10 protein-coding genes are annotated in these 12822 nt (G+C 59.0%); 2 read left to right on the top strand and 8 right to left on the bottom strand.

The features are described 5' to 3' along the window. Positions 1-42: 42 nt before the first annotated feature. A complete protein-coding gene (locus B150_RS0108375; RefSeq protein WP_020399460.1) occupies positions 43-879 on the top strand; it encodes a hypothetical protein in 837 nt (278 codons plus the stop codon). Positions 880-956: 77 nt separating this feature from the next. Here the strand turns inward: B150_RS0108375 and B150_RS0108370 are convergent, their stop codons facing one another. From B150_RS0108370 to B150_RS0108345, 6 genes are all read right to left on the bottom strand, one after another. Continuing rightward, complete coding sequence (locus B150_RS0108370; protein ID WP_020399459.1) at positions 957-1769, bottom strand: LytR/AlgR family response regulator transcription factor; 813 nt, start codon at positions 1767-1769, stop codon at positions 957-959. A 47-nt stretch (positions 1770-1816) separates the two neighbouring features. Then, entirely contained in the window at positions 1817-3049 is a 1233-nt protein-coding gene (locus B150_RS0108365; RefSeq protein WP_020399458.1) for a sensor histidine kinase, read from the bottom strand. Between the two features lie 29 nt (positions 3050-3078). Next, on the bottom strand, positions 3079-4173 hold the full coding sequence (locus B150_RS0108360; RefSeq protein WP_020399457.1) for an efflux RND transporter periplasmic adaptor subunit: 1095 nt from the start codon (positions 4171-4173) through the stop codon (positions 3079-3081). A gap of 19 nt (positions 4174-4192) precedes the next feature. Beyond that, on the bottom strand, positions 4193-7297 hold the full coding sequence (locus B150_RS0108355; protein WP_020399456.1) for an efflux RND transporter permease subunit: 3105 nt from the start codon (positions 7295-7297) through the stop codon (positions 4193-4195). Positions 7298-7469: 172 nt separating this feature from the next. Further along, on the bottom strand, positions 7470-7946 hold the full coding sequence (locus B150_RS20230) for a hypothetical protein (protein ID WP_020399455.1): 477 nt from the start codon (positions 7944-7946) through the stop codon (positions 7470-7472). Positions 7947-8024: 78 nt separating this feature from the next. After that, on the bottom strand, positions 8025-8537 hold the full coding sequence (locus B150_RS0108345) for a hypothetical protein (protein ID WP_020399454.1): 513 nt from the start codon (positions 8535-8537) through the stop codon (positions 8025-8027). 127 nt (positions 8538-8664) lie between these two features. On the opposite strand from B150_RS0108345, the gene B150_RS0108340 reads away from it, so the two are divergent. Next, on the top strand, positions 8665-9429 hold the full coding sequence (locus B150_RS0108340) for a DUF1295 domain-containing protein (RefSeq protein WP_020399453.1): 765 nt from the start codon (positions 8665-8667) through the stop codon (positions 9427-9429). Between the two features lie 127 nt (positions 9430-9556). Here the strand turns inward: B150_RS0108340 and B150_RS20225 are convergent, their stop codons facing one another. Both B150_RS20225 and B150_RS0108330 read right to left on the bottom strand, forming a co-directional pair. Further along, a complete protein-coding gene (locus B150_RS20225; protein ID WP_020399452.1) occupies positions 9557-11065 on the bottom strand; it encodes a PepSY-associated TM helix domain-containing protein in 1509 nt (502 codons plus the stop codon). Between the two features lie 11 nt (positions 11066-11076). Beyond that, complete coding sequence (locus B150_RS0108330; protein WP_020399451.1) at positions 11077-11664, bottom strand: hypothetical protein; 588 nt, start codon at positions 11662-11664, stop codon at positions 11077-11079. Between the last annotated feature and the right edge of the window lie 1158 nt (positions 11665-12822).

Genomic DNA, 12822 nt, shown 5'->3' with positions numbered 1-12822 from the left:
GCGCAGCGCTACGAGGATAGACAACCAAAAACGGAGCATAAAATGCTGTCCAGAACCTTTACCGCCGCGCTTGTGGCCGCAACACTTTTTGCCGTGCCCGCCTTGGCGGTTGAGCTGAAACCCTACCAGAAAGAAGCGCTTGAAATCCTGATCAAGGCTCTGCCGGAAGAACACAAGGCCGCGGCCCGCGCGCAGTTCGAGCAGATCCTGGCACCAATGAATGAAATGCAGGTTGCCATGATGGTGAGTGCTGCTGAGCAGGCCATGGCCGAAGATGCCGCAGAGGAAGATACCGCCGCGGATGAAGACTATGGCGACACCGAAGAACAGGTCGCCACACCGGAAGACCTCGCTTTCAACGAAAAACAGTACGAGCCTGTTGTGCGCAAACTGTGGGAAGCCAGCCGCGACTGTGACCTTTATGTCGAGGAAACCCTGGCCAACAACATGAGCGGCGAGACCTATGCAGCCTGGGGCCGGGCATGGCGCTATGACCTGCCGGCCATGCGTCTCGCTGATCTGCATAACGCCCCCTCGACCTATGAGAATTTCGCCATGACCTTCCGCGGCATGGCCCCACAGGACGGACGCTACACGTTCGACTTCAGCCACGTGAAAACCTCCTGCGACCGCGGCGCGATCGAGGCAGCCGTCAAAACCGCCTATGCTGACTACGACAAGCTCGGCAAAGCCTTTGTTCCGGAAGTCAAAGCCGCCGCCGAAGCCGACGATTTCTCGAAAGCCGATGCGATTGTCGCTAAAGCTTCCGCAAAGGTTGCCGTGATCGTGAAGCGGCTGGAACAAGCCGTTGCCGAGCACCGCCCGAACGGCAGTGAAGCACTTCTGCAGGCGCTGATGTACGGCAAGCGGGTGAAGTAACACCTGCTCGCCCAGTCCAAGCAAAAAGCCCGCAGCAACCGCCGCGGGCTTTTTTGTTTTGCCTAACGTCGCACGCCCTAAAGGAAGCGGCCTACCACGTCCTTGTAGGAACGGCTGACTTTCAGTTCCATGCCGTTCTCAAGCGTGAGGAAACATTCGCCGTTTGAATGCGGCTTCACTTCGCGCACCTTATCAAGGTTCACGATGGTGGAGCGGTGCACGCGTTGGAACACTTTGGGGTCAAGGCGGCGTTCCATGGTTTTCATGGTCTCACGGAGGATATGCGTCTTGTCGCCCACATGGATGCACATATAGTCGCCCGCCGCGTCGATGAAATCCACGTCCGAGATGTCGACAATGGTGATATGCCCCCGGTCCTTGATGCGCAGGTGAGGGTCAAAGCGCGTATCCTTGCTTTCAACCGGCTTCTCGAGAAGTGCAGTGAGCGCCTCAACCGGCGGGTCCTGCATATTCTCAATCAGTTCCACGAGCCGCGCATTTTGCTCAATGGCGATACGCTGCGCCATATGTTCACGCACGCGGGTGATGGCTTCGGCCAACCGCTCCTCCTCCACCGGTTTGAGGAGGTAATCGAGCGCATGGGCCTCAAACGCCTCAAGCGCATACTGGTCATAGGCGGTGACAAACACCACAAGCGGGATTTCCGCCTCGCCCACCAGTGAGCGCACAACGGAAAAGCCGTCAAAACCCGGCATCTGGATATCAAGGAAGACAAGGTCGGGCTTGTGTTCCTTGATGGCTTTCACCGCCTCACGCCCGTTTGAGCAGGTGCCGATAATCTCGACATCCTCAAACGGCTGCAGCCGGATTGAAAGCCCACGGACCGCAAGCGGTTCATCGTCGACAAGTATGGTACGTATTTTGGCCATCGCGTTTTTCCCCGTTTTATTATGGGCCCCATTTTATTCATTAAAAGTTAAGGGCGTTTCTCGCGTTCACAAGGTATTTCAATGAAAATGCCAAGCCCTTCCGGCTGCAGGTTTTGCAGCGAAATACGGTGGTTTGGCCCATAAATCTGCATCAGCCGTTCCTTGGTGTTGACGATGCCAACACCCGAGCCTGACTGGCTGACGATATTATCAAGGTCTTCAATGCCCGGCCCCGTGTCCTTGAGCACGATAGCAAGGTTGCCGCCATCCACATGCGCGGCCACTGAAATGGTGCCGCCTTCAATCGACGGAGCAATCGCATATTTGATCGCATTCTCAATGAGCGGCTGCAGCAGGAGGCTCGGGATCAGGGCTGTTTTGGCGTCTTCCTCAATATCGAAATCCACCTTCAGGCGGTCGCCAAAGCGCACATTCTCGATATCGAGGTAAAGCCCTAGAGCATAAAGCTCCTGCTCCAGCGTGATGCGCTGGGTGGGCTGGTTCACAAGCGTGAAGCGCAGGAAGCTTGAGAGCTTGGTGAGCATCTTGTTCGCGTCCGCCTCCGCGCGCTCCAGCACGAGGGTCGAGATGGCGTTGAGCGTGTTAAAGAGGAAGTGCGGGTTCAGCTGGTAGCGTAGCATTTTGAGCTGCGCCTGGTGCGCCATGGCAGTGGCCTTCAGCACCTGTTCCTGCTGCTCCCGCATGCTCTGGTAGTAGTGGTAACCAAAATAAAGCGCGGACCACGCAAACAGCGCCGTGGTCTCAAACATGGCGTTGCCGAACATCTCAAGCCCGGTGAAGGGCGGCAGGCCCGGCACGATCATGGGCGCGATATAAAGCTCGATCATCGAGAACAAAAGCCCGCAGGCACCGCAGATCACCACCACAAACAGCAGCAGCCACTGCAGCGGCCACTCGCGCGCGAGGCGGTAAAGCTGGCGCAAGAGCGTGGTCATCGACAGGCCAACAAAAGCGGCGGCGATAATCACCCACGAGAAATAGAAAAGGTCCTGGCCATTGGTGATGGCCTGGAAAGTCCGCAGGAAGCTGTATCCTGTCCAACCGCAGATCTGGAAGATCCAGAAAGTATGCTCTTTCGAGCTTAAAAGCCTGTCCATACCCGACAGCTGCCCCCGATGTTCCCTTACATTCACGCTCGGGTCATCGCCATAAATGCCGGCGAGCCCGCGAACGGGCAAGCCAAAACGGGTCGCCGCGTCGCGGGCATTATGGCCCCCTTGGGAGCCATCGCCAACATTGTTTTTATCGGGGTATTCCATCGGCAACTCTGAACATTGAGCCGCAGGCCCTAGCGACCGTTGGCGAGCTGCATGCTTTCTTCACGCAGCTGTACCGCTTGGCCCGGGCGCAGGCGTTCGCCGCCACGCACAATGACCTTGTCACCATTCTCGATCCCGCCAAGGATCGCGACACGTTTGCCGGTGGCGGCACCGGTGTTCACCAAAAGGCGCTCAGCCGTATTGTCTTCCTTCACGCGGTAAATATAGGTGCCGTCCACACGCAACACGAGCGCGTCGCGCGGCACGGAGACCACTTGCTGCGGCTCGCTCGCAGGCACACCAACCTGCACGGCAGTGCCCACCACATAGCGGCTGCCCTCAGGCACGCTTACACGGATTTCCATCGTGCGGCTCAGGCTGTTGCCCACAGGCACAATGGCGCGGATGGCGCTATCGAGCACCTGCGCGTCCCGCTTGAGCACAACATTTTGGCCATCCGCCAGAAGCGCCGAAAGGTTCACTGGTGCCTGTGCGCTGACCTCAAGGTGTTCGGTGTCCACAAGGCGAGCGATCTGACGACCGGGCGTGGAATATTCACCAGCCTGCGCGAGGCGCTCGACCACACGGCCCGGGAAAGGCGCGCGCACCTTGGTGCGGTCAAGGTCAATCTCCGCCTGCTCCACTGCGACACGGGCTTGCGCCAGCTCTTCCGTCGTCATCAAAAGCGTGCTTTCAGCTTCCTCCACCCGGCTTGGCGGCACGTTTTTGTTCTCCAGCAGTTCCTGCACCCGCTGGTGGTCGGACTTGAGGTACGCCACACGTGCTTCAAGGCGCTTGACCTGGCTTTTGGCACGCTCGAACGCGAGCCTCAGATTACGGTCGTCGATCTCCGCAATCACGTCGCCTTCCTTCAGGAGCGTACCTTCAGGTGCCACCCATTTCACGAGGCCCGCAATCTCGGCCGCGATGCGGCTGTCGTTGCGGCTCACCACGGTGCCGGGCATGAAAGCTTGTGGCGCCATCATCTCCGCACTGGCTTCCGCCACCTCCACAAGGGCCGGCGGCTGTTGTTGCTGGGCCATCGCCATGGTGCTTTGGCCCGCGAGTGTGACCGCGAGAACAGCGGCGGTCGCACCCTTTTTCCATTTGCTCAATGTAAACATTCTCATTCCTCGCATTTTATTATTCTGCCGGGTGCAGCTTGCGGCCACGCAGTTTCGCGAACGCAGCTTGAAGCACGCCTGTTTCCTGGAAACGCAGGAGACAGGGGAGCAGCACCAGGGTGAAGATTGTGGATACGGTCATGCCGCCCACGATTGTTGTGGCCATGCCGCGGTAGATGGCACTGCCCGCACCGGGGAACAGCACAAGGGGCAGCATGCCCATGATGGATGTCAGTGTGCTCATAAAGATTGGCCGGATGCGGAGCGCAAGCGCACGCTCGACCGCTTCATCACGTGTCAGCCCTTCTTCTTCGCCAGACCGGGTCTGGGCGACAAGAAGGATGGCGTTATTGACCACAAGACCGAGAAGGATGATGAAACCGATCATGGTCAGCAGGTCGAGCGGCGCGAAGGACACCATATTCAGGACTTTCAGGGCCAGCACCCCACCCACCGTCGCGAGCGGGATGGTGATCACCACAAAGAAGGCATCGCGGGCGGAGCGGAAGAGCGCCGCGAGGATCATGAACAGCAGGCCAAGTGCCAGCACGAAGTTGAGCGACAGAGACCCAACCGCACGGTCAAGCGCGTCCGCGTCACCGCCATAGCTGATGATGCCGTCTGCCGGCAGCAGCGGCTTCAACTGCGGTTCAACCTTGTCCTTCAGGATAGCGATCATGTCTTCAAGCGCCATGCCGTCGGGCTGGTTGATATTGAGGGTCACGGTACGCTTGCGGTCAAGGCGCTGCACGAAGGTCGGGCCAACGCCGCGTTCGATTTGCACAAGGTCACCCAGCACCACTGTGCCACCATTGGGCGTGGAGATTGGAACACTTTCGAGCATTTCAGGCTCGGCCCAGTCTTGCGACTTCAGGATCATGTCCACACGGCGTTCACCGTCAAAGTGCTCGCCAAGCCACATGCCGTCCCCAAGCGCACGAACAATGTTCGCCACATCGTTGCGGGTGAAGCCTACTTCAGCCAGGCGGCGGTCATTCGGGTGGATTTTCAGCTCAGGCGAAATCACGTTCGGGTCCGGGTTCGGCTGCGCACGGGACCCCGGCAGGTTCTCCTGCACCAGCTGCATCGCGGTTGAGGTGACATCACGCAGCGCTTCCAGATCCTTCGACTGGATGTTGAGCTGCACCGAGCCCCCGCCACCGAAGCCGCCGAACAGGTTACCCTGCTGACCAAAGGCAAACACATCCGGGAAGCCGACGAGGATTTCCTCGTTGATCAGCTTCTGGAGGTCTTCAACCTTTTCCTGGTCCTTGGCGCGCACACCAAGTGTACCGGCAGCCCCGTTCGGGAAGGTGATGATGTAATAGTTACGGAGCGCGGGCTCTTTCTCGCCTTTCATATAAGGCTCAAGGCGTTTCACGATAACCTGCGCAATTTCCTTGTCGATGGTCTCAACATTCGCGCCCGACGGGAACAGCATGAAGGCGTCAATCGCGTCACGCTTCACCGGCGGCAGGTAGTTGAGGTTCGGCAGCAGCGCCCAACTGAGGGCAACCGCACCGCTCATCAGGCCCACGATCAGGCCAATACGGCGCATCGGCGTGCCAGTGAGGGTCATCAGCTTGCCGGCAAAGCGCTTCGCGCCGCCGCCCGCATCGTCGTTGACCGGCAGTTTCTTGAGCCAATGCTCAGCCGCCACCGGCAGGATGGTCACCGCCACGATGAGCGAGATACCAACGCCGATTGCGATGGTTAGCGCGAGGTCGGCGAACAGTTGGCCTTCCACATCCTTGAGGAAAAGGATGGGAACAAAGATGGCAACCGTTGTGGCGGTCGAGGCCAGAAGTGCGCCCCATACCTGCCCGGCACCAATGAGCGACGCGAGGTTCGGTTTTTCGCCCCGTTCCCTGAGCCGCACGATATTCTCAAGCACCACAATGGCGGCATCAAGCACCATACCGGTCGCAAAGGCGAGACCGGCGAGCGAGATGACGTTCACCGTTCGGCCAAAGAGCGCCAGCACAATGATGGTGGTCAGCAAACACACAGGGATGGTGAGCGCGATCAGCATGGTCGCCCGCACCTGCCTGAGGAACCACCACAGCACGCCAACCGCCAGCATCACACCCACAAACAGGTTGGTGGTCAGAAGGTTGATGGCGCGTTTGATGAACACAGACGGGTCGAACGACTTCTGGATCGAGATACCCTTCTCGGCCAGAATGCCAGCGTTCAGCTCATCAAGAGTTTCCGTCAGGCGGTCAATCGTCGCGAGCACGTTGGCACCGCTATTCCTGACAATACGCATACCCACGGCGGGGTTGCCGTTCTGATAAACCACTTGTGTGGCTGGTGGCGGGGCCACGCGCACGGTGGCGATATCGCCCACCGTTACCGGGCGGCCGTCACGCCAGTCAATGATCTGTGCCGCGAGCTCGGACGGCTCATAACGGCCCTGGAAATTCAGGAGATAGCGGCGGCGGCCCACATCAAGATAGCCACCGGAGCTATCGACCGTGCGGCCGATCACGCGGGCGATCTGGTTGATGCTGATGCCAAGCTCGGCCGCGCGTACCGCGTCAAATTCGATCTGAAGCTGCTCACCAAAGCCGCTGCCTGCCTCAACCGATACGCGGGATACACCCTCCACAGCTTCAAGGCGCGGTACCACTTCATCCTCGATGAAGGTCACATAGTCGCTTTGGGACAGTTTGCTGTCCTCAGTGAACTGGGTGAAAAGGTAAATCAAAGTCTCGCCGGACGGGTCACCACCGTTCATCAGAACCTGCGGGCGGTCGGCATCCTGCGGCAAAGGCGGCAGGCGGTTCAGGCGGCTGATCACTTCAATCAGCGCGTGATCCATGTCGGTCTCAAGCGCGAACTCGAGGGAGACAAAGCCAAAGCTCGGGTTCGAGAAGGTACGCATCTCTTCAAGGCCAGAGATGCCCTGCATCACTTCCTCGATCGGTTCGATAATCTCGGATTCAATCTCGGAAGGGCTGGCCGCGCGCCAGAAGGTCTGTACTGCAAGTTGGGGGCGTTCAATCGCCGGGAATAGCTGGACCGGTAATTTGGTCAGCATGAGAATGCCCAGTAGCACCATCATCGCCGCAACGACGATGACAGCAGCCGGGTTTTTCAGGCTCTGCTCCGTAAGTTTCATGGTGGGTTTCCTCGCGTCCACTTTGTAATATTGTTACAAAACGCGGTATGAACCCATCCGAGGCCCGAGTGAATGCGAATGCGACAAAACGCACGGGCGATGCGACAAGACGCCCCACACTCAGCGACGGCTCAATTTGATTGGGCCGCCGCAAGCTGAGGATCAGGCAAATTTATTCAGAGTCGCCCTGACTGCCATCGTCAGCAGGATTTTGCTGGTCACGCTCAGCCTTTTCCGCCTTGCTCAGCTTCTCCATTTCCTCAAATTCACCGAGACCACAGCTGCCCCACTGGCGGCCAAAGCTGTCGAGCACGGTGATGATTTCCATACGGCACAGCATGGAAATCGAGGTGGAATACATGAAGCGCTCTTCCGCGGCGAGGCGCGGGCAGCGGTGCGGCATGCGGTTGATGTAGGCGGTCTTGCCAACGCCTTTGAAGAAGATGGTCTGGTCGTCGATGATCGTCGAATCACGCAGGAAACGCAGCGGCACACAGCTTTTGGTTTCGCCGGTTGCCTTATAGTCTTCCATGACACGTGCGAGGCGCTTTTCCGAGCGCGTCATCTCGCCTTGGTCTTCAGCGAGGCTTTGCCCACCGAAGGCCACAAGGGCGACGATAAGCGTTGGCCACAAAGCTTTTTTTTGCATTTTTGTTCTCACGGCTTGCTCACTTTCCCCTATACCCTAACCAAGCAAGACTGAACGATTGCTGAACGGAATTTGCCGCTACGCTTCAAGCTTGTCCAGTTCGCGCTGCATGAGCATGCGGAGGTCCGCCCCCAAGTGCGCGAGAATGATTTGTTCGTTTTTGCCAACCCGCTCCAGATTGTCATCAAAGGCAAGGCCGTGCACCTGCGCTACCTGCAGAAGGTAGGCGACAAAGGCATCGGCCCGCGCGCGGATGATCCAGCTGAACGGCCTGACCGGCGCACCGCGCTTCGCACACGCCGCGCGGAACTCTGACACCAGATGCGGAATAAGCGTATCCCCAATACGCTTGAGGCCAACACAGAAAGCCTCAAACGGCGGCAGTTCCTCTTCTGCCTGACCGTCATCTTCCTGCTGGCACGAGGCCACAGCCTCAAGTTCCGAGACCATGGTCTCGAGCGCACGGTCAAGCGATGCGGCGATATCATCGGCCACTTCCTGCTCACGCGGGCTGAGGAGCGGACGACCGGAAGCCTCCAGCCCTTTCAGGCTGGCGCTCAGGAAATCAATGATGGTTGCCTGTTCGCTCATGCTCGTCCTCCAGCCCCCCATATAGCCCGGCTTTAGGGGAGGCGGCAATTGATTGCGGAAAAAAAGTGATCGACTTGGGCCGAAAAGCCGTATTTCCATAAACAGTTATTACGCACCGGGAGGGGTCATGCTGGATTTGTATGTGAGTGGAGCCATAGCGCTCGGAGTTTCGGTTTTGCTGCTGTGGGTCATCAGCATGCTGCGCGGGCACGTGAGCTTCATTGACGCTTTCTGGGGCACCGGTTTTGTGATCACCGCCTTCGCGGCAGCCTTCGGTTTGATGGAACTGGGGGACACCCAGGTCCTCACCCTGACCCTCCTCAGCCTATGGGGTTTCAGGCTTTCGGCCTACCTTCTGTGGCGCTACCTGAACCACGGTGAGGATGCACGCTACAAAAAAATCCTCGGACCGCGCGAGGGGCTAAGTCGCCATATCTACTCGCTTTTTATCGTTTTCATTCTGCAAGGTGCGCTGATCCTCGTGGTCTCCGCGCCGGTGATTGGCATCCTGAGCGACAACCCACAACCGCTTGATGGCTTCGCATTGGCGGGGGCGGCCGTGTGGGCGATCGGGTTTTATTTTGAGGCCATGGGCGACTGGCAGTTGATGCGCTTCAAGGCCGACCCGGCCAACGAGGGCAAGATCATGGACCGTGGTCTGTGGGCCTGGACCCGGCACCCGAACTACTTCGGCGACTTCTGCGTCTGGTGGGGAATTTGGCTTATCGGCCATGACCTTGCGCTTATTTTCGCCCCGCTGATGATGAGCTTCATCCTGATGAAATGGTCCGGCGTGCCGATGACCGAACGCGGCATGATGAAGCGGCGCGAGGGCTATGCGCGCTATATGGAACGCACCAACGCCTTCTTCCCGCGCCCACCCGGAATCTGAGGAAATCCGCCAAAAATTGCCCGCACAGGTGTGCAAACCCTGTGCGGTAAATGTGCGGAAATCAGCCCGATCTGTGCGGAAACTGTGCGGGATATGTGCGGAAAGTGTGCGGGTTTTTCCGCACACCCTACTCTGCCGCTGACGCCACCATTTGAGCCCGCGCGCGCACCGGCCAGCCGGCCCACAAAAAGGCAAGTGCCGCGCCCAAGAATACCACATTCAGCGCCACCGCGACAGGGGAATTCACCTCCCCCATATAGGTGCCCCATTTGATGAGCACAGCGGCGATGATCATGAGGCCAGTCACGCCCCGCAGCAGGCGTGAGAAGGCCGCGCGGTCCGTGAAGGCGAACGAGATACTGACCAGCACCAACAGGCACAGCCAGAACATGGCATTGAGGAGCGTGCCTTCGACCGCGAGCACGGACGGCAGCACCATACAAAAGGCGAGCGCGAGCGGCGTACCCCAGATGGTGGCAGCCCAGGCAAGCTCAAGCCGGGGGGCGGGGCGTCCCTTCTCCCGCCGTTTGATGAGCCAGATATTCACCCCGGTGGCCGAGACAATGGAAATGGCAAGCCCGAGGATGCCGTAGATGATTTTCACCGGCAGGCCGCCAAAGGAGCCAAAGTGCACCGTATAGGCGGAAGCGATGATCTGCTGCCCCGCAGGCCCATCCGCGTGGCCGAGCGTGCCGGTCAGGTTACCCGCGCCGTCAAAATAATAATTGTCACCATAAATCAGCCGCGCCGGATGCTGCGCGAGGATGAAGGCGCTTTGGCCTAAAGTGCCCGGCTCGTGCATGATGATATAGGTGGGCGTCAGCCCCTCGTGGGCAGTGCTAAAATTCCCCATCGCCGCCGCCACATCGGGCATGGGCGCAGGTGTCATATTCTCCGCCGGGTCTGAACCGAACACGGGCTCATAAAAACCCTCCATGTCACCGTCCAGATAGGTGGTGGCCGCAAAATATGAGAGCACGGAGGCAAGGCCAATGGCCGCGCCCGTCAGCGCCACCAGAATATGGAACGGCGCCCCCCAGACACTGAGGCGGTTATGAAGGTCAGCCTCCGCCAGCTGCTTGTTGCCCTTGAGGCGCATGGCAAAGGCATCGCGGAAGATACGCGGGTGCGCGAGAAGGCCCGAGATCACGAGGCCCACAAGCATGGCACCGAGGATGCCCACAACCGTGAGGCCGAGCGTGGTGGGCAGGTGCAGGTAATAATGCAGGCCCTCGAGGAATTCGGTCCACGGATGATGCACGGGGGTGGTCAGGTTACCGTCCGCGTCCGCGTACCAGCTCGCTTCCCCATCGAGTGAGACACCAAGGCGCGGCATGCTGGCGTGTGGCAGGCTGACATAATAGTGGTGCGGCACGTCATCCGTGCGGGCAAGCCCCTCCTCCGCCGCGCGGGCGACGGCAGCGGGTGCGGCGCTGCCTGCAAATTCAGGCACCTCAGGCTGTTCCCAGCGGGCGAATTCTTCATGAAAGACCATGAGCGTGCCCGAAAGGCACAGGATATACATAAGCGCGCCAACCGCCAGCCCAACGGCCGAGTGGCCCGAGAGCATTTGCGCCACAAACCCGGCCTTGCCAGCTTTGCCAGCCGCAGTATCCATATTGATATCAGACGCCATGATCGTTCCCCTCAAACCAGAAACTGAGTGCCGAGCGCACCGAGCACACCACTTAGAACCACAATGCCGCCACGCTTGATGACCGGCATGTCATAGGTCGCGAAAATAGAGAGCACCGCCCAGATAAGCGGGAAAGCAAACAGGATGGCAAAGAGCCGGAGCGTGGGCTCAGAATGCGCCATCGCGCCATAAAGCCACAGGCTGAGCGTCAGCGCCGCCACCCCCGCGAGTGGACCGGCGAGCAGGAAGGTAAACACCCGCCTGCCGCCCGCTTTCCAGTTGATGGGGCTTTTCTCTGGCGTGCTGGTGCGCGCTTCCCGCGGCGCCCGCGCCTTGCGGCCCGCGGGCTGGCGTAGGGCGGCATATGTGATGAAGCCCACACCGATGGTCATGAAAGCGGCGAGCGCAAGGGCCGCGCCCCAGTCGCCCGTGCTGGCCATGATCCACGGCACAAAGGACACGGCGATGAGCCCCCAACCGGCACTCACTTCCATGCGCGAGCGCACGCCCTTCCTGCCCCATGTATACCGGAGGACCAGAACGCCCGAAAGCGCGAGCGCAAGCCCGAGCAGCACAAGAACTGGTGATAAGTGTGGCATCGCGACCCCCTGTTTGTGCGCGTGCAGCAGGGCAGAAGCGCCAACGCCCCACCCCCGCCTGAGTACCGAGTTGCGGGCAAGCTATTAAGAATGATTTGCAATGTCAACATTACAAAGCGGGGGGAGTGGTGGATTATGCGTGCCCAGCGGCCTGAACATCAAGGACACCTCAACAAGTCCAAGGGAGCACTTTCTGCCACAGGGGGCCGCACAAGCTCATCATGCTGGTAAATTTACTTAAAATTAACCTCATAAGTTGTAATTGTGGTTGCGCTGGATAGCATCTGTTCATCAGGCACATATTTTGAAGAGATGCTGTAATGAAAACATTCCAGCGCACGACAGGCTTTACTTCAGAAAGCATAGGGCGCGGCCTCAAGGCTGTCATGTGGTCCGTGGCGATATGCTTTTGGTCGGCCGCCGTGGCTCCCGCCGCAACGGCCTGCGACCTCACCGGCGCGGATGAGAGCTCACCCGCCCAAGATTCAGATAACACGCCGAACAAGTTTGAACTGCAACAAACCTATGACGGTTTTGGTGGTGGCCCCTTCTGTAGCGAGATCGCCCGCGGGCTCGAAGCGCTTCAACTCACCAAACTGAACTTCTGCGGTGTCGCGGTTCCTCCCGGCTCCGAGGATTTTTCATTCCCCGAATGGCAATCNCTTGAGCCGTCTGAACACCNGGAGCTGATGCGAACGGCTGTNCTCTGGAACAGCCTGGATATCAACACCGCCGATCCGGACCGGCAACTGAAGTTTACGGAACTGAATGAGATCATNAGGTCGGGCCAGATTCCGCCGGANATAAGGGCCCGCCTCATGGACGGGATTGCGGAGGAACTTGACGCACAGCTTCTCANGGCTGAACTGGCTGTCGCACACATTGACCTCAACGGTGATGGCCTGCCCGACACGCTCTACCGCATGACCCCGCTTTATCGTGTGAGCCACTACAGAAAAACTGAAACAGGCGAACGACAAAAGGTACTGTCCTCGCTTTCGCGTTCATTCGCCAGACCATGCACGAATATAGGCCTCCCCGGCCCAGACCGTCCCTATATGTATTATTACGAACCCACGATCGCGCCGGGCCTTTTCGATAACCTGGTTGCGGGACAAGGTCACCGTTCCAGCAAAAACATTTTCTTCTGGCAGCAGA

The sequence above is a fragment of the Kordiimonas gwangyangensis DSM 19435 = JCM 12864 genome (assembly GCF_000375545.1).
Lineage (GTDB): Bacteria > Pseudomonadota > Alphaproteobacteria > Sphingomonadales > Kordiimonadaceae > Kordiimonas > Kordiimonas gwangyangensis.
Note: the sequence above shows the minus strand (reverse complement) of the source record. Positions and strands in the feature narration are given on the sequence as shown.